The organism is Nostoc sp. FACHB-152 (assembly GCF_014697475.1).
Taxonomy (GTDB): Bacteria; Cyanobacteriota; Cyanobacteriia; order Cyanobacteriales; family Nostocaceae; genus Nostoc_B.
This window is the reverse complement of the sequence record NZ_JACJRV010000065.1, coordinates 1-24,573: the sequence shown is the minus strand read 5'-3', so window position 1 is coordinate 24,573 and position 24,573 is coordinate 1. Positions and strand designations below refer to the sequence as shown.

The following is a 24,573-nucleotide window of genomic DNA, read 5'->3' as shown; positions in this document are numbered from 1 at the left end:
CTTTGCTAAATCAATCAAGCTTGTAATTGCTGATTGGTAATCTCGTGAAGCAGACCTTCACAAGCATCAACCAGTAAATCGATTACTTGATTAAATCCCTCTACGCCGCCGTAGTAGGGGTCTGGAACTTCTTTGAGCGTATGTCGAGTACAAAAATCACACATTAACCGCACCTTACCATGATATTTGCCAGTTGGGTCAAGGGCGAGAATATCATCATAATTGTCACGATCCATTGCCAAAATCATGTCAAAGTCTTGAAAATCTGACTTTTCAAACTGTCTGGCTCGACCACGGAGTTTAATTCCTAATTTCGCCGCCGCCGCCGCACTCATACGTCGGTCAGGGGAGCTACCAATGTGATAGCCAGATGTGCCAGCAGAATCACAGGAGATGCTGTCACTCAACCCAGCCTGCTCAATCAAATTATTCATGATGTTTTCTGCCGAGGGCGATCGACAAATGTTCCCTAGACAGACAAACAACAGTTTGTAGGGCATTGGTCTTTTTTGTCCTTTGTCAATTGTTCTTTGTCAATTGTCATTTGTCATTTGCCATTTGTACAAACCAATGACCAATGACTAATGACCAATGACTATTGACTATTGACTAAAATCCAGGCAATTCCAATCCACTGGTCAAATCTTCCATACGTTCCCGCATTGTGGCTGTGGACTTGTTGTAAGCGTCTTTCATTGCTACTGTTACGAGATCTGAAAGTAGTTCTGCTCCTTGCCCTAAAGCATCAGGAGAAATTTCTACTCGCTTCGGTTCTTGGTTGCCGCTGACAATCACCTTGACTAGGCCACCGCCAGCTTCTCCTTGAATTTCCATTTGCTCCAATTCTTCTTGGAGTCGCTTTGCGCCTTCTTGAACTTGCTGCGCTTTTTTAAAGGCTTCGGCTAGTTCTTTCATTTTTCCTAAGCCAAAGCCAAATCCTTGTCCTTTACCTGTCATAATTGATTGTCCGCGTGTGCTTTGAATAACAAATCAAATTCAATTATAGATGCGGGTGGTAATTTGCCACTTTTGTTACTAATAATTAATGCTAGGGGTTAGGGATGAGGGGTTAGAGACTAGGGATTATAAATATTGGTGATTGAATAGCTGGCTATAAGGCTATAAATCAATTCCCTTACTAGCCCCTAACCTCTAGCCTCTAGCCTCTTCATCCACAAGCTGCTTGAAACTCACCGATCATTTTGACTTCTGGCTCTAGCAAAATCGACCAGCGTTCTTGGACTTGTTCCTGGATGTGACGAATCAGGCAAAAAATATCACTAGCTTTGGCTCCACCGCGATTTACAATGAAATTGGCATGGAGTTGAGCTACTTGTGCGCCGCCGATTTGATAGCCTTTGAGGCCTGTTTGTTCAATTAACCAGCCAGCAGCATAAGGTTTGGGATTGCGGAACACGCTACCACAACTGGGGAAATTATAAGGTTGGGTAGAGAGCCGATGCTGTTTGTGTTGTTTGGTGAGAGCCAAAACTTGGGCTGGATCTGCACCTGGTTGCAGTTGGAAAGTGGCTTGGGTAACAATGCGATCGCTACCTTGCAGTATTGAAGTTCTGTAGCTGTAATTTAATTCAGCCGGAGTCAAGGTTTCTAGCTTACCGTCTGGTGACAGCACTTCGGCACTCACCAAGATATCTGCGATGCAGCTCTTATGTGCGCCAGCATTCATGACTACGGCTCCACCCACAGTTCCAGGAATACCAACAGCCCACTCGAACCCTTGCCATCCCAGTTGTGCCGCTTCCCATGTTAAGCTGGGAATTGATTCACCAGCCGCTACTGTTAATAAACCCGTGTCTGGGTCAAAGTGACTGTGGCGAAAATGACGCGTGGCAATCACTAAGCCAGGTAAACCGCGATCGCTCACGAGTAAATTAGAACCTGCCCCTAAAGTTGTTACTGTTAAATTATGTTCTTTTGCGTAATTCAAGCTTGCTTGCAGTGCTTCTAAGTTTCGAGGCGCAACATACCATTCGGCTGCTCCCCCGACTCTATAGGACGTAAAGGCAGATAAAGCAGCCTGAGGCTTGATAATACAATCTGTACCGGGTAAGTAAATAATTTTGCTATCTGATGATTTATCTGTTTCTTGTTTCTGTGTAGGTGTAGCAGAAACTGTGCAGATGTTTCCAGCTGCCGAGGAGGTTTTCATTTTGACATCAATTTGTGAAATTTTTACATTTTTCTGCCGCAAAAATACAGCAATAGTTATGAATTAATGCCGTTACTCAACGGTTTTAAGATGTGGCTTTAGCAGCCTCACAAAGTCTCGTAATTACTTCTGGAATTTCTTGATTGAGATTGCCTGCACCAAGGAACAGTGCTAAGTCGCCAGGACGCAGGGTTTTGAGTAAGAATTCGCGCACTTGGAGTAAAGTTGGTTGATACACGACCTGTGAGTGGAACTTGCCAACTTCTGCTGCTAACTGTTCACCACTGATTTGCCCTAAGTTGGGTTCGCCTGCACTGTAAATATCAGTCAGGACAACCAAATCAGCATGGGTAAATGACTCAGAAAATTCTTCCAAAAAGGTCAGTGTGCGACTATAGCGATGGGGTTGGAAGATAGCCACCACTCTTTGCCCTGGTCTAGCCTGAAGACGTGCAGCTGCAAGCGTAGCACGCAACTCACTGGGATGATGGGCATAGTCATCAATAAATGTAATGCCATCGACTTCCCCGCGAAACTCAAAGCGTCGTCTTGCACCTTCAAATGTGGCAATAGCTTTGGCAATTTCACCAAATTCTAGATTTAATACTCGACCAACAGCAACTGCGGCTAAAGCATTGCTGAGGTTATGACGACCTAGTAAACGCAACTTTAACACACCTAATGCTTTGCCGCGTTCCCAAACTAATGCTGTAGTACCATCGGCACGATAGTCAATATTGGTAACGGTATAGTCAGCATTAGTATCTTGATGTAGGCTATAGCTGATTGTTGGTTGCAGGCGATCGCGTACTGTTTCACAATCAATACTGCCAATTAAAGTCTTACAACCCCGCGCAAATGTTTGGAAAGTATCAACTACTTCCTCTAATGTGTCGTAGTGGTCAGGGTGATCGAGTTCGATATTAGTGATAATGCCAATCTCAGGCGCGTGTTTCACTAGGGAACCATCAGATTCATCTGCTTCTGCTACTAGATATTGGCTTTGTCCTAAGCGAGCATTGCCTTCCCACGCATTGACTTCGCCGCCCACCAAAATTGTGGGGTCTAAACCCGCTTGCAGTAGCATATAACCAATCATGCTACTGGTTGTGGTTTTGCCATGAGTACCTGCGACAGCGATGCTTTTATAATCAGCAATCAAAGCGGCTAGTACATCTGAACGATGTAATATCGGACAACCTAATTCTAAAGCAGCTTTATATTCTAAATTAGTAGTGTTAATTGCAGTTGAACAAATTACTTGAGGTAGTAATGACATCGGAGCAGCTAACAATTCTTGGGAACTTAATGCTGCTTCATTCTTCATTACATCGGGGTGAAAGAATTCAAGATTACTTGCTTCTTGCTTCCCAAAAATATGTGTTCCGATAGATTCTAACTTGCGCGTAATATGGTTAGGACGAACATCTGAACCTGACACTGGCAAATTACGCTTTGCCAAGACATATGCCAGAGCAGACATACCTATGCCACCAATTCCAATGAAATGGAATGGTCTACCACTAAAATCCACAACATTACTCATTGTTACTCCTCTTGCACCACACCATATTCATAATTGACACGCGTATCATAACAGGAATTTGTTTTTTACCGTAAATTTTTCTACACCTTTTTTATGCTTGCTATCTGAGAGCTTTTGCACTGCCGTTATGCGGATTGAGAATGATTTTACCTTTATAAGAGGTTTTTGCTATTTCTGAACTGTTTTTATGATTATTCTGAAAATTTCCACTGCATCGGGAAAGAAATTCTTCTAAGGACAAATACATATTTTTAGATTCCTGACTGGTAAAGGCTACGATAATACATTCGTAACCAAATCGTTGTTAAATTGCATCGAGCTTAGGCATGAATTGAGTACAATAATACATTGGTTGTAAAATTGTGTTTCAACTGCATAGAGCTTACGCATAATAAAATGCAGCAACGAGCAATTTTTGGTGGCACATTTGATCCAATTCATTGGGGACACCTGCTTATCGCCCAGATGGCTTTACATCAAGTATCCCTAGATCAAATAATTTGGGTACCATCGCTCAATCCTCCGCATAAACAAGCAGCACCTTTTGAGCATCGACTAAAGATGCTGTTATTAGCAACACAAGAAAATCCAGCTTTTACTGTCTCCTTAGTGGAAACCAATCGCCCTGGAACTTCTTATGCCATCAACACTTTTATAGATTTATCTGCTGTTTATTCAAATACTCGCTGGTACTGGATTGTAGGTTTAGATACTTTCCAAACCTTGCCTCGTTGGTACCGTGGACGTGAATTAATACAAATGTGTGATTGGTTGATTGCACCCCGAAAGATAAGTAGTGATACCACCGTTCCAAGTGATTTGCTTTGCCAACAAGTGGAGCAACAACTAAGGCAGCAGTCACTAACCATTCACTGGCAATTCCTGAATATACCCTTAGTAGGAGTTTCGTCAAGTCTTATTCGCAAACTTTGTTACGAAAGGCAATCTATTAACGATTTAGTTCCAGAGCCGGTGAGATTGTACATTACGAATCACAACCTCTATTCCAAAAAATCTGAATAAAATATATATTTTTTTTTTGGATCTAACACTTTATAGTTATTAATACTCCCTCCTTTGCGATATGATTGGGTTCAAAGATATCAACTTATAGGCATAAATACAGAGGGCAAGACACTGTGATTAGAGTCGCAATCAACGGTTTCGGGCGCATCGGGCGTAACTTTGCACGTTGTTGGCTAGGTCGGCAAAACAGTAATATCGACCTTGTAGCTATTAACGACACATCAGATCCTAGAACAAATGCTCACCTCCTGAAATACGACTCAATGCTTGGGAAGTTAAAGGATGTTGACATTTCCGCCGATGATAACTCTATCATCGTTAACGGTAAAACCATTAAATGCGTATCTGATCGCAATCCAGAAAACTTGCCCTGGAAAGATTGGGGAATTGACCTGATTATCGAAGCAACTGGGGTTTTTACTAGCAAAGAGGGAGCGTTAAAGCACGTCAATGCTGGAGCCAAAAAGGTTCTGATTACTGCTCCTGGTAAAAATGAAGATGGTACTTTCGTAATCGGTGTGAATCATCACGATTACGATCACAATACACATCACATTATTAGTAATGCCAGCTGTACAACTAACTGCCTAGCTCCGATTGCCAAGGTGCTGAATGACAAATTCGGAATCATTAAAGGCACAATGACCACAACCCATAGCTACACCGGAGACCAGCGTTTGCTAGACGCTTCTCACCGTGATGTGCGCCGGGCAAGAGCAGCAGCCATCAACATTGTCCCCACCTCGACAGGTGCAGCAAAAGCAGTGGCGCTGGTAATTCCAGAACTCAAAGGTAAGCTTAATGGCGTTGCCTTGCGTGTGCCAACCCCGAACGTCTCAATGGTAGATTTCGTTGTTCAGGTTGAGAAGCGTACTATTACGGAAGAAGTTAACCAAGCTCTTAAAGATGCATCAGAGGGGCAACTCAAAGGTATCTTAGACTACAGTGAACTCCAATTGGTATCTTCTGATTACCAAGGTACTGATGCTTCTTCGATTATTGATGCTAGCCTGACTTTAGTCATGGGTAATGACTTGGTAAAAGTCATGGCTTGGTATGACAACGAGTGGGGTTATAGCCAACGAGTTCTAGATTTGGCAGAACTGGTAGCTGAAAAGTGGCAATAATTTGTCATTAGTCAATGGTCAATAGTAAAAATTATGGGCTGTTGACTCTAGACTATTAACTAAAATGTTGAAATCCCTGGCTAAGGCTGAGAACTTGGTCAGGGATTTTTTGATGTTCGTCATGCAATAGTACTTGTGAACCAGATGTAATGGTTCCAATAATTGCTGCGTCTTGACCGAGTTTTTTCACTAGAGTATTTGCTTGTTCTTTTGGTAAAGACAGCACTAATTCAAAGTCTTCGCCACCATAAAGGGCATATTTTATTGATTGTTCTGGTTTGAGCCAATGTTCAAAAGATGCAGGTACAGGAATTTTATGGCGTTCTAAGACAGCACCAACACCACTAGCGCGGCAAATTTGTAAAACAGCATCAGCTAAACCATCACTACTATCCATTCCGGCAACAGGGAGTTGGGAAGTGAAAATTTCCCACAGGATGGGTAAAACATCTAATCGGGGTTGAGGGCGTTGATGGGCTTTGATGAGAGCCGTCTTGACTTTGTTAGACAGGTTTTGCCCTAATTGGGGTTGCAATAGCAATTGTAAGCCAGCATGGGAGGCTCCGTGAATACCTGTGACCACGATCGCCATTCCTACTTCGGCAGCAGAACGGCGGATAATACGCCCAGGATCAACTTGACCAAAGGCAGTAATTGAGAGAGTGGTAACAGGCGATCGCACTACATCACCGCCGACAATTGGGGTATTGTATTTTTGCAGGCATTCTGTCATGCCTTGGTAAAGTCGCTCAACCCAACTTACCTGTAAATCGCCAGGAAGCCCCAACCCAACGGTAATACCTAAGGGAGAAGCCCCCATTGCAGCTAAATCTGATAAATTGGCTGCTGCTGCTCGCCAACCAGCATCCTCTGGGGACGTGGTAGCATTACTAAAATGTACGCCGTCAACTAAGACATCTGTTGTTACTACTAAAGATTCTCCTGGCGTAGTTACTAGGACTGCCGCATCATCCCCAATAATTTCTGCGGGGCAGAAGCTTTGTAATTTTGCTAACAGGCCTTGTTCGCCAATATCTTTAACTTTGGTCATTGGTCATTTGTCAATTGTCCTTTGTTATTGTCCTGTCCCTTGTCTTTTCTACGTCCCTGCACCTTTACCTCCCCTACTCTCCACTCCCTATTCTCTACTCCCTCAAGTTACGATAAAGCTATCGTCTAGGGGACTGTGGGTATGGTCACTACACCAGTATCAAATCTCACATTTGAAGAGTATCTAAAATATGATGATGGTACTGGTTTTCACTATGAACTGGTGGATGGCAGGCTGGAATTAATCAACATCCCGACGATAGAACACTTATTAATTGCTAAATTCCTTGAGCAAACACTAGATGCAGAAATCTTGCGGTTGAGTTCGTCTTGGTTGACGTTTCGGGAAACTGGGACAAGAACAGGGAAAAATAAGTCTAGGTTAACTGATTTGTGTGTAGTGACGCAGGAGCAAGCACGAGATTTACTGAAGGCTTCAGCAGTGTTTGAAACACCACCATTAATGATTGTAGAGGTGGTTAGTCCAGATTCAATTAAGCGGGACTATCGTTACAAGCGGTCTGAATATGCGGCGGTTGGAGTGCCAGAATATTGGGTTGTAGACCCATTAGAGTTAAAAATTACTGTATTGTTCCTGGAAGAAGGATTTTACGAGGAGGAGGTTTTTACTGCTGACCAGAAAATTTTATCGCGGACGTTTCCAGAATTAGCGATCGCTCCTCATCAAATATTCGCTGCTGGAAATTTGTGAAAGATGAAGTATGAAGTGTAAAATTTCATACTTCATTTTTAATTAAGCTGCTTGGGGTTGTACTAGGTTATCTATGCCTTGAGTTACGGTAGCTGATTCGATTTTGTCACCAGCTTTGAGTTTATCTAAAATATCTTTGCCTTCTGTTAGATAGCCAAAAACTGAGTAACGACCATCCAGCAAGTTCCGCCCGGCGGGGGTGAGTTCTGGTTCAAATAAGAAGAAGAACACTTGGGATGAACCGCCATTAACTTGGCTTTCGGGACGCGCCATTGCTAATGCACCAAAGGACGAGAAAGGTAAAACAGGCATATCTAGATAACGGCCAGCGTCTTCTAAGGTAATGCCGTAGGTTGGTGCTTTATCCCCTTCGGCCAAAATCTCTAATGGAATTGCCCGATATTTACTTGTTTTAGGGTCAATAAAACCTTGTTCTTTGCCTGGGGGGTCGCCAGTTTGCAACACATAGGATTCTTCAGAACGAGTAAATTCTAACCCGTTATAAAAACCTCTTTGTACTAAATCTACAAAGTTACCAGCCGTAACTGGTGCGCTGTAACCATCCACAACAACAGTCAAGTCGCCTTTGTTGGTTTTAAATTCAATGGTGGCACGACCTTTGAGTTGGGGTAAATTACTGTACTCTTCAGGTACTTCAAAGGGAAATTCCTTTACCATTGATTCTTCAAGCAAAGAAACTAAATTCAGCAGTTTGTTTCGCTCTTGCAGAATTTGTTCTTTATCTTTGGATTGTGTTAATTCTTGTAGTTTAGCCACACCAGATTTTAACTCATCAAGCCATGCTTGGGCTTGAGGTTGGCGTTCTTCGGGGACGCTTGCTAAGATTTGTGAAGGCTTATCGAGAACGCGAGATGCTTTACTGAGGTCTTTAGAAATAGCACCCCAGCGACGATTAGCCCGCAACTGAGTTGATATATCTTCTAGACTGGCTTGTAGTTGCCTTACTGGTTCATTTTTGATTGGGAGTGCATAGCGCAACAAAGCTTTGCCGTCGGTAATTGCATTGCCAGAGGGCAAGGCAGCATTACTGGAGGGAGTCCAGCCAGCTGTATTGATGCCTAAAAATATAATCACCAACAGTATTGTTACTAGGCTGGACTTTAGCCAGGATTTTATTAACTTAAGCATGAGTATGGCTCAAATGCAGCATGAATATTGTTGACTGGGCGTAACCCATCAATAATCTTCCCACAGTTAGGAGTGAGTGGGGAGTTGGGGGGGACAAACGAGAATAACAAATGACTAATGACTATTGACTAATTAACCAATTACTCCGCTTGAAGGGTACAATAAATGCCGATTGTCTTCCAAAATTTGAAAGCTTCATGATCTCTAGTAACGATTTTCGACCCGGTGTATCAATTGTATTAGACGGGTCTGTATGGCGGGTGGTTGATTTTCTCCACGTTAAACCCGGTAAAGGTTCGGCGTTTGTCCGCACCACCCTCAAAAACGTCCAATCTGGCAAGGTTCTAGAAAGAACTTTCCGGGCTGGGGAAACTGTGCCGCAAGCAACTCTGGAAAAAAGCACGATGCAGCATACCTATAAAGAGGGCGATGAGTTTGTCTTTATGGATATGGAAACCTATGAAGAAGGACGACTCAGCGCAACGCAAATTGGCGATCGCGTTAAGTACCTCAAAGAAGGTATGGAAGTCAACGTGGTTCGTTGGGATGACCAAGTTCTAGAAGTAGAATTGCCTAACTCTGTAGTCCTAGAGATTACTCAAACTGATCCTGGAGTTAAGGGTGATACGGCTACAGGTGGGACTAAACCAGCCACAGTAGAAACTGGTGCAACTGTTATGGTTCCCTTGTTTATTTCTCAAGGAGAACGGATTCGGATTGATACTCGTGAAGATAAATATTTAGGCAGGGAATAAATTTTCTCTTAAATTTTTAGAGCTAATTGCGATTTAAATCCCCATATAGGGTTTAAATCCCTGCCCTCAATAACATTACTTAATTTACGGACAGGTTGAGGTAATAAAAGCTGTGCCATTGGACTTTAATGAAATCCGCCAACTGCTGGTAACTATTGCACAAACAGATATTGCAGAAGTAACTCTTAAAAGTGATGATTTTGAGCTAACGGTACGTAAAGCAGTAAGCATTAGCAATCACGCTGTACCGCAAGCTGCTATTGGTGGTGTGGTTGGTGCGGCAGTGACGACAGTTGCAGCAGGCGTAGCACCAACACTACCCACAGAGCGTGTTTTAGATACGGCTGCGGCTGGCGCAGGTGTACAGATATCAGCAAATCCGCCTTCAACTATTGACCAAAGATTAGTCGAAGTTTCTTCGCCAATGGTAGGAACTTTTTATCGCGCCCCTGCACCTGGCGAAGCACCATTTGTGGAAGTGGGCGATCGCGTTCGTAAAGGACAAACGGTTTGTATCATTGAAGCGATGAAGCTAATGAATGAAATTGAAGCGGAAGTATCAGGGCAAGTGATGGAAATTCTTCTCCAAAATGGGGAACCTGTAGAATATGGTCAACCTTTGATGCGAATTAACCCCGATTAAGTATTAATCTATATATGAAATGAGTAATTGTTAACCTTGTCTGTTTTTACGGGTCATTCCTGATGAAACAAGCGTTGCCTATACCGCCGGAAGTGGTGCAACAAGTAGCCGAATATTTCAGCCTGTTAAGTGAGCCGATGCGTCTGCGGCTGTTGCACTTATTACGGGATGAAGAAAAATGTGTACAAGAATTGGTAGAGGCAACACAAACTTCGCAGGCAAATGTCTCGAAACACCTGAAAGTAATGTGGCAAGCTGGAATCCTCAGCCGTCGCAGTGAAGGAACTTGCGCTTATTACCGGGTAGAAGACGAAATGATTTTTGAATTGTGTAATCAGGTATGCGATCGCCTCGCTACAAGGTTAGAACAGCAAGCTCGTAACTTTCGCGTTCTGAACACAAAACTTTAGCTCATATGTCAATGGTCATTTGTCAATAGTCAATGGTAATTTTGACTTTTGACTTTTGACTCTTGAACGCCAGTTGCTACAACGGAGGGAACCTCCCTTCGGGTGACGCTCCTGCGTCGCTAACGCTGCGCTAACACCACTTTGCTTATGCCGGGAAACCCGTCCACCGCAAGTGGTTCACCGCAACGCACTGACTCCTTTTGACTAAAGTGGATAATTTTTATCAAAGCTTTCACGAGTCAGGGGTTGTTCTAACTCTACACCCTCACCACCTAACACATCTAAAGGTTTACCGTTCACGTCAATGTAAACCTTAGCTTTGGGATTGATGCTTGAGGCAGTGTAAACAACTTGCCCGACACGACCCACCATTGAGGTGCTACCGCCGCCACTGGTAAAGCTATCCGATAAATTTACGTGAACTTCATCACCTTTTACTTGCAACCCCAGTAGTTGAGTACCTTTGGGAATGGTTGTAGAATCTGTACTTTCGCTTGGCCCTGCTAACAAAGCTTGGAAAGCTCTTTCTAAGGCTTGGTTTGGCTGGTTAGCTGCTACTGTAACTGGTTTGGGAACTAAAGCCACATTTTTTTCTTGCGGTTTTAGCCAGTAAACTTGAGGAGTTTGTTCCTTGGGTTGGGTAGTTGATGGCTGCTGTGGCTGCTGAATGCTTTGACTGGGGTTGGCGGGATTTGATGTTATTGGGGCTTTGTTTGACTGGGTAGCAAACCAAGCCAGACCACCGCTAACGGCGATAACAGCTGCGGAGGCGGCTGCAACTACACCCGAAGATATGCGATTAGATCCTTGTTGATCATTCATATTAAAAACCTTCCTGACTGAGGGCTGAAATAATTTGTATGTGAAGAGCAGCCTGGTTATGGACGATACTTATAAGTTGAGAGTTTCCAGAGATTTAAAGCATGGCTCTATCAGCCTAAATTCACGTGAGTTCGATGAATATTGTTTTCACCTCACCCCCAGCCCCTCGACTACGAGGAGAGGGAAGTAAAACCCTCATTTTTCGTTACTCCTCCCTCACCTTTTAGGGGAGCGTTAAATTATGCGATCGCTGACAATAAATAGTCCTTCTCTAATTTTAGAATTTGGACTTTAAATCCGTCATCTGCCAAATTCTATAAATCTCATTGTTTCTTGAGATTTCGGAAATTATTAAGAATTAGGGAACAGGGAACAGGCAAGAGAAATTTTATTTATTACTTTTACCTGTTTCCCTAAGGTTAAAAGTTATATTGTCCTCAACTGCAAACTACTCTCAGCCTTTTGCTGTTGAGGATTTTGGCGATTAATTTTTAACTTCTACTGCGGCTGTAATCCATTGTTTAAGTGTTGTTACAACTTCATCAATGGCAATTTCTTGAGATTGACGAGTTGCTCTTTCTACTACTTCAACTTTACCGTTGGCAATTGCGCGTCCCGTAACAATTCTATAAGGTATGCCAATTAAATCAGCGTCTTTAAATTTCACCCCAGCGCGTTCATCACGGTCATCTAATAATGTTTCAATCCCGGCTTGGTTGAGTTCGGTGTAAAGTTTTTCGGCAATTTGTACTTGTTGGGCATCATTAATATTAGGAATTGTCACAATCGCGTGATAAGGTGCGATCGCTACAGGCCAAATAATCCCATCTTTATCGTAAGATTGCTCAACAGCTGCCTGTGCCAATCGAGACACACCCACACCATAGCAACCCATCACCAAGGGTTTTTCTTCTCCTTGTTCGTTGGTATAAGTTGCACCCATCGCCACGGAATATTTTGTGCCTAATTGGAAGATATGACCAACTTCGATTCCCCTTGCGCTATGGAGAATTTGTTCGGGGTTGTGCTGGGCGCGATCGCCTGGTCTAGCTTTACGCAAATCTACTATACTTTCTGGTAGCTTAAATTGCTGGTTCCAATTTGCACCGACTACGTGATAACCAGCTTCATTTGCACCAGTCACGAAATTTTTTAAATCAACGGCTGTTTTATCAACTAACCGCACAAACTTAGCCTGGACTTGTTTGTTCCCGGCAATATATTCATCACTAATATCTGGCGCAATGTAACCTAAAGGTAGAGATTTCGCCGCCCAGGTTTGTTGTGTTTCCGCACTGGGTACATTTAAGGCGATGATTGCTTTTGCGCCGTAATTACCTGCTAACCGCGTCAATTCATTTTGTAATTTGACTTCGTTAACTTCCTGATCCCCACGAATACTGACCAGTACCAACACAGTCACTCCATTATCGTAAACTGTTTGGTAAAGGACGGTCTTAACTATTTGGGTGGGAGAACATTTCAAGAATGAAGAGAGTTTTTCAATAGTATCTGTTCCGGGTGTCTCCCGCTTCTCATAACTGGTAAAAGGGGAAGTTTCTGCATCCGCAGGTAAAGAAACGGCTTTTTCGACGTTGGCGGCGTATTTACCATCTTCGGTGTAGAGAACTTCATCTTCGCCAGCTTCCGCCAACACCATAAATTCTGTAGAACCAGAACCACCAATTGCACCAGAGTCAGCTTCTACTGGACGGAATGCCAAACCAGCCCGCCGCAGCATATTGCTGTAGGCTTGGTACATATCTTGGTAGGTTTTTTTTAGGCTTTCTTCATCGACGTGGAAAGAGTAGCCATCTTTCATAATGAATTCTCGGCCGCGCATTAAACCAAAGCGGGGGCGAATTTCGTCACGGAATTTGGTTTGCAGTTGGTAGAGATGTAGCGGTAACTGACGATAAGAGCGAATCATATCACGAGCGATCGTTGTGATCACTTCTTCATGAGTCGGCCCTAACCCTAATTGTTGATCGCGGCGATCGATTAGGGAAAACATAATTCCCTCAGCTTTGGTGTAAGTATCCCAACGGCCTGACTCCTTCCACAACTCAGAGGGTTGTAATTGGGGTAACAAACATTCTTGTGCGCCTGTGGCGTTCATTTCTTCCCGCACAATTTGAGAAACTTTTTGCAACACCCGCCACATAAACGGGAGATAAGCATAAATACCGCTACCGATGCGACGAATATAACCTGCACGGAGTAATAACTTATGGCTGGGAATTTCCGCATCAGCAGGATCATCCCGAAGTGTGACGAATAACATTTGTGACAGTCGCATCGTTTAATCCCTTTCCAAATTCCAAATCTTTTCAAGTATGAAGTATAAAGTGGTTAGTCAATGATCAATAGTCATTTGTTACTCCCATCATCTCTCTAACTTCTAGCCTCTAGTCCCTAGCTTCATACTTCAGGAGAAACTTACCTTGTCAGACGTAATTTATCAAGCACAGCCACCTTTAGAATTTATTCCGCCAGCGTATAATCCTTTAGTTTTGCGATTTGTTCACACGTTTCTACCGAGTTGGATACAGTGGCAAACTGCTATTTCCCATATTGAAGCAGACAACGTTGAGATTTTGGCGGATCTTTATCGTCAGTTTCAAGGGGGTAAGGTGCGCTTTTTGTTGGCATTTCGTCATCCTAAAACAGATGATCCCTTTTGTTTGGGCTACTTGCTGTCTCAACTTGTGCCGAAAGTAGCACAAGAACAGGGTATAACATTACAATCTCCGATTCATGCTCATTTTATCTACGATCGCGGCATTCCTCTCTGGGCGGGTGAATATGCAGGTTGGGTGGCTTCGCGCTTGGGCGGAACTCCTATCCAACGCGGTAAGGCTGACTGGACGGGGTTGCGTTCAGCGCGGGATTTGTTCGCCAATGGTACATTCCCGATGGCTGCTGCGCCGGAGGGTGCGACAAACGGACTATCAGAAATTATGAGTCCATTGGAACCAGGTATTGCCCAGTTAGGCTTTTGGTGCGCGGAAGACTTACAAAAAGCCGGACGCTCGGAACAGGTTTTAATTGTACCAGTTGGGATTAAATATAGTTATACTGCTGCGCCTTGGAGTGCGATCGCGCAATTGTTGAGTGACTTAGAAGCCGCTAGTGGTTTGCCTGTAAATGCGGGAAGAACCGATAATATTGCTTCAATGGAGTTACTTTATCCGCGATTATTAGCTTTAGCGGAACATTTATTATCTTTAATGGAGCAATTTTACACGCGTTTTTATCATCAAAAGTTAGCAGATGCTCAAACTGTAGGGGAAATTAAAGATAGAAATGAAGCCTTGGCATTGCGATTACAAGCTTTATTAAATGCAGCATTAGAAATATCTGAGCAATATTTTAACTTGCAACCCAAAGGAACTTTAACTGACCGTTGTCGTAAAGTAGAACAAGCTGGATGGAATTATATATTTAGGGAAGATTTTAAGGATATAAAAGCATTATCTTCTGTGGAGATAGCTTTAGGCGATCGCGTTGCAGAAGAAGCGACTGCTAGAATGTGGCATATGAGATTAGTAGAAAGTTTCGTAGCAGTTTCCGGTAACTATATAAAAGCAAAACCCTCAGTAGAAAGATTTGCGGAAACAACCTTAATTTTATGGCAGATGATTGCCAAAATTAGAGGCGATAAATCTTTTCAGCGTCCGCAATTGGGTAAGCAAAAAGTTAATCTTACTATCGGTCAGCCGCTATCGATATCTGAGCGTTATGCGGCATATAAAGAAAGTCGTACAGGTGCAAAGCAAGCTGTGGCTGATTTTACGAATGATTTACAACAAGCGATGCAAAGTTTGATTTGATGAGGAGAAGGTTTTTTTCACGCAGAGACGCGGAGGCGCAGAGAGTTATTGAGCGAGCATAATCTAATTCATGCAAGATATCGATTAATAATTTTTAGGAATTTAACAATTTCAGTTCTTCTTTTAAGATAGTCTTGTAACTGAGATACGATTTGCGATCGCTCTACAGCTTGATTAAAAACTTGAGATACATCGAGTACATCAAACGCCTATATTCTAAATAAGCACCAAACTGGATCTGCACTCATAATTTATTTTTTTTAATTATACACCTGGAAATACTTTAGATAAATCCAACCCTAAATCATTGAAGCATGGTAGCTTGACTGATTCATTTGGTAGAAATATTAGCTTGCTACGATAACCACATTTACCTTGTAGGTTTTTATAAGGCTCGCTGTAACACTCTAAATAACTATCTACTAAATTAAATATCCAATAGTCTGAAATACCAGCTTCAGCATAAACTGATAGTTTTTCTTCTTGGTCATATTTCAAAGAAGAATCTGAAATCTCAATTAACAGTAAAACATCTGATGGGTGAGGATGTTCTTGTAAATAATCATCAGTACGATTTTGTACAATTACCAAATCTGGTTCTGGTTCGCTTTTATCAGAAAGAATAACCGGCTCTTGTCCTCTAAGCGTTGCTTTTCCTGCAATAAGTGTAAATAATTCTCTATACAAGCGAGTGTTGCAAACAGAATGTGGTTTACCTTTAGCCGCTATTTGAATAATTTCTCCTTTAATTAGCTCAACTCGGTCATCTTCTGCAAAAAATCCGAGTTCAGCTAAACGGTGATATTCAGCTATAGTAAAACGTTTAGCACTTACTAAATTCATAAGAGTTAAAGCAAGATCGCTTAATTTTTAATTTTGAAGGAGCCGCTCACTGGCTTCATTAGTAGTATAAGGCAATTATAGCGAGTAGACCTGCTATATTCATGTTGAGCAAGTGCCTTCAAAATCGCTCTCTGCTTCTATAATTTCTTCTGTACTAACAACCTCCAAAGGAAAATTAAAATATTCCTCTTGAACTGTCTTTAGTTCTTTAATTGATTCTATAAAAAATTTTTTAATAGAACCTAATTGGTCTTCATAAGATAAAAATTCTTGTAAGCTTTTGCGATAGACTATACCTGACCAAGCTGGTGTAACTGTTAAATTACGTGGAGTCCAAATTTCAGGTTTATTATTGACTATATCTTTCATACCTTTAATAATTCTTTCACGGTTTATAAAAGTCGGTGAAACTTCTAAACATATACCGATATTGGGATAACTTGTTAAATCATCTGGATTTAAAGAAAAATACCCAAGACCGCAATAAAAATTCCATCCGTGAGCCAAGAAAGTGTAAATAATATATCTACTGTGATGTCTCCATTGAGTCATACTTGGTGAACCACTGATTACTCCACCGAAAGCACACTTAAATTCTGCCTGTACTTCCTCACTTAGGGTTGAACGCATAAAATTAAGAGTTTTATTAAAGTTAACCATTGTTAATAGGTCAACTGATGAAAATTGATTTTTTACCGACATTTGATTACTCCTCATGAAAGTTAAAATTTCTTGGGCTAAGTCATCAGAGCCATATGTGGCTAAAAAAGAATAGAAATGATACCACCTTAACTGATAAAAATTTACTAATAGTCTTTGTTTTGAAGCCAAAATTTTGATTTCGTCTTGAGGGTCATAAGCACGAGTAATATAAATTAAGATACGCTGATTAACATTTGGCAGACTACTCAAAATTTCAACATATCTTTTTAAAGCATTATTTCCATCTGTTGAACCAATTTTTGATTCAATAACTATTACATCTGTATTTACACCATTTGATAGTTCAATCAAAATGTCGAATCGACTATGAGCTGTATGACTTTCTAGTCCTTGGTGTTCTTTTTGAGTAGTAATAGTGATACTGTAATAACTATCATCGCTAATAATTAAGTTATGTTTCAGCCAAGTAATTAGCAAATCTTGATTAATAGTGAAAAAGTAAGCGACAATTTCAGTAAAAAAGTCTTCTAATGGTTTATTGGCTGAATGCAGATTAAGTAATTTGGTAAATAACGACATTTAAATTAAAACTTAGCGTAGTCAGCGTGTAAGGTGCATTATGCTTTGCTTACACACCCGATAATTAGTAAGGTTGCAACAGTTTTAACTCAGATGTCGGCTATTGACAATACTAAAAACAAACAGGGATAAAAATTGTATCTCTAAAATGATTGAAGAGCCTAGATTTAGGGAAATATACAAGTATTGAACACAAAACTAACAAGTTATCAGGCATCCTCTGATAATCCAAAAGACACAGAAGTTTAATTTCTATAAGGTATAACAATTGTGAAAAGAATAGAAATAGAAGAAAGAACAATCTTAGTTGGGTTAACAGGTAGTCATGGGTACGGGTTAAATAGACCTGAATCAGATTTTGATTACAGAGGGATATTTATAGGACAGAAGGAACATTATTTAGGATTTTCCGTAATTGAGCAAAAAGATAGCGGCTGGGATGAACCAGGACTGTTATCTTTTTTAGATAATAATAAAGATACTTGTTTATATGAACTTAAAAAATATATAAAGTTAGCCCAAGATGCCAATCCTAATATATTAGAACTGTTGTGGTTAGATAATTATTTAGTTTTAACTGAAGTTGGTCAGCATCTAGTTAATAATAGGCAAATATTTTTAAGCAAAAAGGTTAAGCATACATTTACTGGCTATAGTCATGCCCAACTAAGAAAAATTGAATCTCATCGAAAATGGTTACTTAATCCTCCCCAAAAGAAACCTACTCCAACAGATTTTGGTATTGAAGAAGAACCTTTAAGCAAAGATAATATTAATGCTTTTCTTGAATATCTTTATGTTTTAATTAGGGGTAAAATAGAGTATTTAGAAGAATCAGAGCAATTATATCAGTTACTAACAGCAGATATTGATTTTAAGGGATTTCTTAAACAGCATAACTTAGGTGAAGATGCAATTGAATATACTCAGCAATTAACTAAAGGTAGTGATGACTTCTTTAGTAGCTTAAGAAAAAGTCAAGCTTACCGCACTGCTTTGAGGGAATGGGAAGCTTATCTTAGCTGGCAAAAGAATAGAAACCCAAATAGAGCCGAGATGGAAAAGAAGTCAGGCTTTGACACTAAACACGCTATGCACCTAATTAGATTACTCAAATGTGGAATGGAAATTCTACAAACTGGAGTGCTGACTCCTAATAGGCAAAAAGCTGGGGACGCTCAATTACTCAAAAGTATTCTGAATGGGGATTTAACTTACGCTGAGGTGATAAGTTTGGCTGACGAATTAGAGAAAGAAATTGAGGTGGCTTACAACACTTCAAGTTTACCCCATCGCCCCAATACTCACGCTATTAATGAATTATGTATGGATTTAGTTCAAATGAGAGGATGGTGAAAAAGGGAGTAGGTAACAGGTGATAGTAAAGAGGGTTGGCTTTACCCCCAACTTTTCAAAAAAGTTGGGGAGTGATATGTACATTTGAAAAGAAGCTTAGATTTAGGTTAAGTGATTTTCTAGCAGTGATGCGATCGCTTCTGGATGAAGTTTTTTATACTTCTTTTTACCTAACATTAACACACAGTTAGGTGCGCTGCTGCAACGCTTTTGGCAGCCTGTGTGTTCAATTTCTACTTTGTCACGCAAACCGCGATCGCACAATGTTTTTTCTAGTTCTGATAATAAACTTTTACCACCTCTTTTAACGCAACCTGATTTTTGACACACCATAATTTTGGCTTGGGGTTGCGGTGATAATTCTTGATTTGGGCAAACATCAATTGATGTTATCTGATGTGCTTTAATTTTAATTTCACCTGTGCGTGTGTTTACTTTACTAACGCCACAAACGCGAATTTGTTCACCAGGGATTAAACTACATTGTAAAGGGCTACGCAATTCTTTTGGTAATTTAATGTACAAATTACCAGTAGGGATTGCTAATTGCAAGTATTTAGCTTTTCCTGATTTAATATCAGTAAAACCTAAGAACTGCCCTTCTAGGTTCAATTCCGATAACCTCAAATGTTTGTCACCCATGTTAACTACTCAGAATTTAATTACAAAATAATTAACCCCAAGCTTTTGGGGCTTTGTTGCTTATCGTTCAATCTTGATTGTTTCAACGCATTCGCCATTAGGCTTTCCCGCAGGGTAGGTGCGCGGAGGAATCTTTTAGAGGATTAGGATTAGTAAAAAAGAAGAAGGAAAAAAAGGAAAAATTGGTTGTTACCTTTTGCCTTCTCTCTTTACTGCCTTCTTGTAGTTCTAAGCCAAGCGTTTCGCTTCTACAGTTTGAGGTAAGTTAGCTGCATCTGGTATTTCCCGAAATTCTAATTCCCAACCGTTGGCTAAGGTCAGAATTTTTCCAGCTTCACCATCTGTTTGTTTAACTACTACTTCTTCTAAATCTTTTTTAGCAACATAGACCGTTAAATTACCAGTATCATTCATCCGTAGCATTACTTTCATGATTTTCCTCAGCAGATTCTAGTTCTTTTTTGCGACAACCGACAACGATTCCTTTATCTAAAAAATGCACAGCATAGATATAGGAACGTTGTAAAAAAGTACCTATACTTGCTACGTAGCCAATCTCTCCTTTTTTCGCTAAAATCTCGCCAATCTCTCTACCGGGAAATGTCCCGTCGTTTTTAATTTGTTTGCGGAGTCTGACTTTTTCGCCAATTTCAAAATCGGGTTCTGACTCTAATTCGTACTCATCGGGTTGCATGAGAATACCTTTGTTCTTTTACTAGGTTCAAAAGTTCTTCTGTGGTGAGGCTACGTTTTTTCTTAACTGATTGCTGGCGAACTGCATCTAATACAGACTGTGTTTCTTCGGGGTTGAGAAAGATACCATGCTGCTGAAGCAAGTTAGACACTAAATGTCTGCCAGAATGTTTACCTACTACTAAACGTCTTTCCCAACCTACTTCTTCAGGTGCAAAGGGTTCGTAGGTGTCAGGATTTTGTAGTACGCCGTGTGCATGAATTCCAGATTCATGTGCAAAGGTGTTTTCACCGACAATTGCTTTCCAAGGTGGTACACCAGCACCAGAAGCGGCGGCTACAAGTTGCGATAATTCCAACAAACGGGGTGTGTTAATACCCATATCTAAGCCATATATGCGTTTGATGGCCATGACAACTTCTTCTAAAGCGGCGTTACCTGCTCTTTCGCCTAAGCCGTTGACGGTGGTATTAACAGATGATGCGCCACCTTTAATTCCGGCGAGGGCGTTGGCTGTAGCCAAGCCGAAATCATTGTGGGTGTGGATTTCGACTGGAATCGATAGCCAGGAAACAAGCCGCTTAACTTTTTTATAGGTGGTGAAAGGATCGAGAACTCCTACGGTGTCGCAGAAACGAAATCGAGATGCACCCCATTCTTGAGCATACAAGGCGACATCTAATAAGAAACTTTCATCGGCTCTGGAAGAATCTTCGCCACCGACTGCAACCCAAAGACCGCGATCGCGCGCATAACTGATACAATCTTTGAGTCGTTGCAGACTTACTCGCCATTGTCCATGAAATTTCGCAGCGATTTGGATACCCGAAACCGGAATCGCAATATGTACTCGCTTCATTCCACAAGCGATGGAAGCTTTAATATCTGATAATACAGCACGGTTCCAAGCGAGGAGGTCGGCTTTTAAACCTAAGTCAGCAATTGCTGAGATGGCGCGAATTTCTTCTTCACCCATTGCGGGAATGCCGACTTCTAATTCATGGATACCGATAGCATCAAGAAATTTAGCGATCGCAACTTTCTCTTTTAGAGAAAAAGCAACACCTGCTGCTTGTTCGCCATCGCGTAATGTAGTGTCATTAATTATGATTTCACTCATTTCAAACAGCCTCTTAGGAATTTTTCTTAATATTCTTTCTGGAGTGTTAATTACTTTCCGCAACGCTTAGTTAGGGTAAATGCTATAAGTTAATACAATTAATATTTTGTCTTCATGATTCTTTAATAATACTCAATTAAAAACAACGCATCTGTATGGCATAAGACAAAACGAGAGTATAATTTAGCAACTGTTTTTACTATTGCCTGCGATGTTTTTTTGAGTAGTAGATTGCCTTGATAGCTATTAACTAGAATCAAATTATTGAAAACAAAAAATCTAGTCGGCAAGCTAGAAATCATAGTGGCATTTACAAATAATTGCAAGTCATTTCTGCCAAAAAGTTTTGCATGGTGAGCGAAACCGAAAACTTGCTTATGGCTGGGCATCCAGCCAATCAAAAATTCGTTCTAGCTGTTCTAAGTTAACCAATCCATATTGCCAAAGTAGCATAGGTAATGGTGCATGATCAGATTTACGTTGTCGTAATGCTACAGCAATATCTGCATTAGAAAGTTCGATTTCGTTATGTAAAAAATTGATGAACTTTTTCTCATTTGTGCGGGAAACCATAATCGAGCTTAGAACAGATAATTAGAGACAAGGATTAAAGGTTGAAATTGCAATTTTTGAGACTGAAAAAAATTAGTTCTGAATAAATTCAAGCGGCTGATATTTTGAGGTGATTACCGTAATAGAAGTATAGGTTAGGCATTTTGAAAGCATCAATGCTAGGAAGAATAATATTTTTGCCTCCTGCCTTCTGCCTTCTGATTACAGACACCAACAATGTTCGAGCCAATCTACTAATTCTTGACGAGATGCAAGACATTGCATGACGGTGCTACGGACTAAAACTGCTGCTAGTAAACTATTTACTTGTACCCGTAAAGAACCATCAGGGGGACAGGAACAAGGAATCATTAACTCTTGCAAGCGGTGACAAATTCGCCAGCGATCGCTTAAAGGAATGTGCAGAACTTGTTCGCCTAAAGTGAGGTTTGTCATTTGTCATTTGTCCTTTGTGTAACAGTTGACTCGTGACTTTTGAGTTTTTGTTCAAGTTGTTCAATCCGATAAAGTAAAGAACGAATTACAGATGCTTCGACATCGGGTAGCTTTGCATGGTCGAGAGGAGAGTGATTGCTATCTTTGCGAGAGATAATTCGACCGGGAACCCCAACAACTGTGGAATCACTTGGGACATCGCGCAAGACAACCGAACCTGCACCCACACGGACGCGATCGCCAATTTGAATATTCCCTAGAACTTTTGCCCCTGAACCAATAACAACATTATTGCCAACCGTCGGATGACGTTTACCAGTTTCCTTACCAGTTCCGCCTAGGGTTACGCCTTGGTAAATTAGCGTGTAGTCTCCGACAATTGCAGTTTCGCCAATCACAACACCCATCCCGTGGTCGATAAATACACCTTTACCAATCTCTGCACCTGGATGAATTTCAATCCCGGTTAAAAATCGACCAATATGCGAAATCAATCGGGGAAAGAAAGCTACACCTCGACAGTGCAGCCAGTGGGCGAGACGATGTAAACACAGCGCGTGCAATCCTGGGTAGCAGAATACTACCTCTAGCCAATTGCGTGCAGCAGGGTCGCGTTCAAATATAATGCAAAAATCGCTCAACAATGGCTCAAAATAAACGCCAGAGAGTAGATTTTTCAGCAGGGATGTATTTGGTGAATCCTCTAGAGAATTCTCGATACTGTCTAATGACTGTTGCATCTGTACTGCCTGGGTAAAAAAGCCTTGTGCTATTTTTATGCTTATATCAGGCGACTCCAAACAGGACAGTACACTCTATGTCGGTTGGATTTATTGGATTAATTAAGGTTGTACTCAACCACTTCAAACGCTGATTACAAATAAGTTTTAAATTTATTTTGGGGTAAGGGTACTAGTTTTTCAGAGTAGAGGTACTAGTATTTCTTGGGTGGGGGCTTCAGAATTGCTGTACTCACTATTAATTGCTTTGCCTGTAAGACTTTGCAGCGATTTAGGCAAGTTATTTTACGATATATTAAGATGTACTCATTTGCCCGGAAATTGGCTGTAGAGAGGACTACAAGCTAATATTCTGTATCTCTAGTTACGATTGTAATTTTACGATTTTGCCACGTAAAAAACCAATTTCTTCACTTTGTTTTAGCTTTTGTTGTCTGTGTTTTTAGATACTAATAAATTTTATTGCAGTTAAGCTCCCCCCGCTTGCGACGACCTGCTTTTTAAGGGGGGTTGGGGGATCTGAGTGGTAAGTTCTAACTAAAGTTAAGACAACAACACTTCACTTAGTTTCAGATAGGGTTTAAATTGCTAACTAAACATGAATGATTAAAAATTCAACCTAATGAAAAATAACAATCACCAATTACGCCGCATTTTCACTCGCAGAGAAGCACTGGCTTTATTTAGGGCAACTGGAACTGCAATGCTTGTGGTTGGATATATACCAAGAAAGTCTAGTGAAGCTGTCTTAGCATCAACTACACCTGGCTGTGTTGTGAGTCCACAGCAAACGGAAGGGCCGTATTTCGTAGACGAGAAACTGAACCGTGCCGATATCCGTTCCGATCCAACGGATAGATCGGTGAAAACAGGTGTACTACTCCAACTAACGCTGCACGTTTCTCAGGTCGGTAGTAATAGTTGTACACCTTTAGTAGGTGCGATCGTAGATATCTGGCACTGTGACGCTTTGGGTGTCTATTCGGATGTGACAGACAAAAGTTTTAATACTGTCGGCAAAAAGTTTCTGCGCGGCTATCAAGTAACTGACGCTAGAGGAAATGTGCAGTTCACTACCATTTATCCTGGTTGGTATCCAGGGAGAACAGGCCATATTCACTTTAAAGTTCGCACAAATAGGACATCAGGAAAAAGTTACGAGTTTACGTCCCAGTTATATTTCGATGACGCAATCAGCGATCGCATCTATAGCCAATTGCCCTACGCCAGCAAAGGACAACGCACAACCAAAAACGCTAATGACTGGATTTTTGCTGATGGTGGCGAGCAAATGTTGCTCAAGCTCACTAGGAATGGACAAGGTTATACTGCAACCTTTAATGTTGGGCTTCAGATGGCGTAATTTGAGGAGTACACTAAGCAAAAAAATTACAAAATTGTCATTCAGCCGTAGGGGAAACTGTCATTTTCAGCTATTTCAATTAGAAACATAAACAATCTAATTTGTGGATGATTTGATGAATTCGCTTATTCATTTTTCATCAGTCTGAATACGTTTCTCAAGACAGTGATTGCGTTACGGCTGCTTCCATCTTTCAAAGTTTTTGGCTAGATCTGAGTAATTAGACATCTCCGAAAACTATCAAACCTTGTTTGTGACTAGCTTATAAGGCGCAAATGCAAGCATCGCGAATTACCTAGTCTATACGCTAAAATAAGGATTT

Annotated in this window: 26 protein-coding genes; 9 read left to right on the top strand and 17 right to left on the bottom strand. The window is 41.1% G+C overall.

Translation table 11 applies throughout. From position 1 onward, the window contains the following. Positions 1-14 precede the first annotated feature (14 nt). The 4 genes from H6G76_RS27885 to murC all read right to left on the bottom strand — a co-directional run bounded on the left by H6G76_RS27885 (position 15) and on the right by murC (position 3,716). A complete protein-coding gene (locus tag H6G76_RS27885; protein WP_190708397.1) occupies positions 15-500 on the bottom strand; it encodes a low molecular weight protein-tyrosine-phosphatase in 486 nt (161 codons plus the stop codon). 109 nt (positions 501-609) lie between these two features. Then, complete coding sequence (locus H6G76_RS27880; RefSeq protein WP_190708395.1) at positions 610-957, bottom strand: YbaB/EbfC family nucleoid-associated protein; 348 nt, start codon at positions 955-957, stop codon at positions 610-612. Between the two features lie 211 nt (positions 958-1,168). Further along, positions 1,169-2,170: a UDP-N-acetylmuramate dehydrogenase gene (gene murB / locus H6G76_RS27875; protein WP_190708393.1), complete on the bottom strand. Its 1,002-nt coding sequence runs from the start codon at positions 2,168-2,170 to the stop codon at positions 1,169-1,171. Between the two features lie 85 nt (positions 2,171-2,255). Then, positions 2,256-3,716 carry a UDP-N-acetylmuramate--L-alanine ligase gene (gene murC / locus H6G76_RS27870; RefSeq protein ID WP_190708391.1) on the bottom strand — a complete coding sequence of 487 codons (1,461 nt, stop codon included), beginning with the start codon at positions 3,714-3,716 and terminating at the stop codon, positions 2,256-2,258. Positions 3,717-4,112: 396 nt separating this feature from the next. Here murC and nadD point away from each other — a divergent pair, with 396 nt between their 5' ends. Together nadD and H6G76_RS27860 are read left to right on the top strand one after the other, a co-directional pair. Beyond that, positions 4,113-4,739 carry a nicotinate (nicotinamide) nucleotide adenylyltransferase gene (gene nadD, locus H6G76_RS27865; protein WP_190708389.1) on the top strand — a complete coding sequence of 209 codons (627 nt, stop codon included), beginning with the start codon at positions 4,113-4,115 and terminating at the stop codon, positions 4,737-4,739. A 116-nt stretch (positions 4,740-4,855) separates the two neighbouring features. Then, a complete protein-coding gene (locus tag H6G76_RS27860; RefSeq protein ID WP_190708387.1) occupies positions 4,856-5,869 on the top strand; it encodes a type I glyceraldehyde-3-phosphate dehydrogenase in 1,014 nt (337 codons plus the stop codon). Between the two features lie 55 nt (positions 5,870-5,924). Here H6G76_RS27860 and thiL read toward each other — a convergent pair whose 3' ends face one another. Next, positions 5,925-6,920: a thiamine-phosphate kinase gene (gene thiL, locus H6G76_RS27855; protein WP_190708385.1), complete on the bottom strand. Its 996-nt coding sequence runs from the start codon at positions 6,918-6,920 to the stop codon at positions 5,925-5,927. Between the two features lie 141 nt (positions 6,921-7,061). On the opposite strand from thiL, the gene H6G76_RS27850 reads away from it, so the two are divergent. After that, positions 7,062-7,631, top strand: coding sequence for a Uma2 family endonuclease (locus H6G76_RS27850; protein WP_190708383.1), 570 nt, complete (start codon positions 7,062-7,064; stop codon positions 7,629-7,631). 42 nt (positions 7,632-7,673) lie between these two features. Here H6G76_RS27850 and H6G76_RS27845 read toward each other — a convergent pair whose 3' ends face one another. After that, positions 7,674-8,780: a peptidylprolyl isomerase gene (locus H6G76_RS27845; RefSeq protein WP_190708381.1), complete on the bottom strand. Its 1,107-nt coding sequence runs from the start codon at positions 8,778-8,780 to the stop codon at positions 7,674-7,676. 197 nt (positions 8,781-8,977) lie between these two features. Between H6G76_RS27845 and efp the strand changes: the two genes are divergently transcribed. From efp to H6G76_RS27830, 3 genes are all read left to right on the top strand, one after another. Further along, positions 8,978-9,535, top strand: coding sequence for an elongation factor P (gene efp, locus H6G76_RS27840; RefSeq protein ID WP_190708379.1), 558 nt, complete (start codon positions 8,978-8,980; stop codon positions 9,533-9,535). A gap of 112 nt (positions 9,536-9,647) precedes the next feature. Continuing rightward, the gene (accB, locus tag H6G76_RS27835) at positions 9,648-10,178 is read left to right on the top strand and encodes an acetyl-CoA carboxylase biotin carboxyl carrier protein (protein ID WP_190708377.1); all 531 of its coding nucleotides are present in this window, start codon (positions 9,648-9,650) and stop codon (positions 10,176-10,178) included. A gap of 62 nt (positions 10,179-10,240) precedes the next feature. After that, positions 10,241-10,588, top strand: coding sequence for a helix-turn-helix transcriptional regulator (locus tag H6G76_RS27830; protein ID WP_190708375.1), 348 nt, complete (start codon positions 10,241-10,243; stop codon positions 10,586-10,588). Between the two features lie 204 nt (positions 10,589-10,792). On the opposite strand, the gene H6G76_RS27825 is transcribed toward H6G76_RS27830, so the two are convergent. Both H6G76_RS27825 and H6G76_RS27820 read right to left on the bottom strand, forming a co-directional pair. Then, positions 10,793-11,410 (bottom strand): GerMN domain-containing protein, encoded by a 618-nt coding sequence (locus H6G76_RS27825; protein ID WP_190708373.1) that lies wholly within the window; start codon positions 11,408-11,410, stop codon positions 10,793-10,795. Positions 11,411-11,894: 484 nt separating this feature from the next. Then, positions 11,895-13,709, bottom strand: a complete 1,815-nt coding sequence (locus H6G76_RS27820; RefSeq protein ID WP_190708371.1) for a proline--tRNA ligase — start codon at positions 13,707-13,709, stop codon at positions 11,895-11,897. A gap of 145 nt (positions 13,710-13,854) precedes the next feature. Here H6G76_RS27820 and H6G76_RS27815 point away from each other — a divergent pair, with 145 nt between their 5' ends. Then, positions 13,855-15,243: a 1-acyl-sn-glycerol-3-phosphate acyltransferase gene (locus tag H6G76_RS27815; protein WP_190708369.1), complete on the top strand. Its 1,389-nt coding sequence runs from the start codon at positions 13,855-13,857 to the stop codon at positions 15,241-15,243. Positions 15,244-15,507: 264 nt separating this feature from the next. On the opposite strand, the gene H6G76_RS27810 is transcribed toward H6G76_RS27815, so the two are convergent. Together H6G76_RS27810 and H6G76_RS27805 are read right to left on the bottom strand one after the other, a co-directional pair. Further along, positions 15,508-16,086 carry a Uma2 family endonuclease gene (locus H6G76_RS27810; RefSeq protein WP_190708367.1) on the bottom strand — a complete coding sequence of 193 codons (579 nt, stop codon included), beginning with the start codon at positions 16,084-16,086 and terminating at the stop codon, positions 15,508-15,510. Positions 16,087-16,185: 99 nt separating this feature from the next. Then, entirely contained in the window at positions 16,186-17,328 is a 1,143-nt protein-coding gene (locus H6G76_RS27805; protein ID WP_190708365.1) for a PD-(D/E)XK nuclease family protein, read from the bottom strand. A 270-nt stretch (positions 17,329-17,598) separates the two neighbouring features. On the opposite strand from H6G76_RS27805, the gene H6G76_RS27800 reads away from it, so the two are divergent. Beyond that, positions 17,599-18,684, top strand: a complete 1,086-nt coding sequence (locus tag H6G76_RS27800; protein ID WP_190708363.1) for a DNA polymerase beta superfamily protein — start codon at positions 17,599-17,601, stop codon at positions 18,682-18,684. Positions 18,685-18,786: 102 nt separating this feature from the next. On the opposite strand, the gene H6G76_RS27795 is transcribed toward H6G76_RS27800, so the two are convergent. The 7 genes from H6G76_RS27795 to cysE form a co-directional block, all read right to left on the bottom strand. Then, the gene (locus H6G76_RS27795) at positions 18,787-19,326 is read right to left on the bottom strand and encodes a (2Fe-2S) ferredoxin domain-containing protein (RefSeq protein WP_190708361.1); all 540 of its coding nucleotides are present in this window, start codon (positions 19,324-19,326) and stop codon (positions 18,787-18,789) included. Between the two features lie 228 nt (positions 19,327-19,554). Further along, a complete protein-coding gene (nifT, locus tag H6G76_RS27790; protein ID WP_190708359.1) occupies positions 19,555-19,758 on the bottom strand; it encodes a putative nitrogen fixation protein NifT in 204 nt (67 codons plus the stop codon). Continuing rightward, a complete protein-coding gene (locus H6G76_RS27785) occupies positions 19,733-20,020 on the bottom strand; it encodes a nitrogen fixation protein NifZ (protein WP_190708357.1) in 288 nt (95 codons plus the stop codon). The genes nifT and H6G76_RS27785 overlap by 26 nt, the downstream gene beginning before the upstream one ends. Continuing rightward, the gene (nifV, locus tag H6G76_RS27780) at positions 20,007-21,140 is read right to left on the bottom strand and encodes a homocitrate synthase (protein ID WP_190708356.1); all 1,134 of its coding nucleotides are present in this window, start codon (positions 21,138-21,140) and stop codon (positions 20,007-20,009) included. Before nifV ends, H6G76_RS27785 begins: the two co-directional genes overlap by 14 nt. A gap of 375 nt (positions 21,141-21,515) precedes the next feature. Further along, positions 21,516-21,713: a DUF2949 domain-containing protein gene (locus H6G76_RS27775; RefSeq protein WP_190708354.1), complete on the bottom strand. Its 198-nt coding sequence runs from the start codon at positions 21,711-21,713 to the stop codon at positions 21,516-21,518. A gap of 201 nt (positions 21,714-21,914) precedes the next feature. Beyond that, on the bottom strand, positions 21,915-22,148 hold the full coding sequence (locus H6G76_RS27770) for an Asr1405/Asl0597 family protein (protein WP_190708352.1): 234 nt from the start codon (positions 22,146-22,148) through the stop codon (positions 21,915-21,917). Continuing rightward, positions 22,145-22,888, bottom strand: coding sequence for a serine O-acetyltransferase (gene cysE, locus H6G76_RS27765; protein WP_190708350.1), 744 nt, complete (start codon positions 22,886-22,888; stop codon positions 22,145-22,147). The genes H6G76_RS27770 and cysE overlap by 4 nt, the downstream gene beginning before the upstream one ends. Positions 22,889-23,510: 622 nt before the next feature. On the opposite strand from cysE, the gene H6G76_RS27760 reads away from it, so the two are divergent. Then, entirely contained in the window at positions 23,511-24,251 is a 741-nt protein-coding gene (locus H6G76_RS27760; protein ID WP_190708348.1) for an intradiol ring-cleavage dioxygenase, read from the top strand. Positions 24,252-24,573 lie beyond the last annotated feature (322 nt).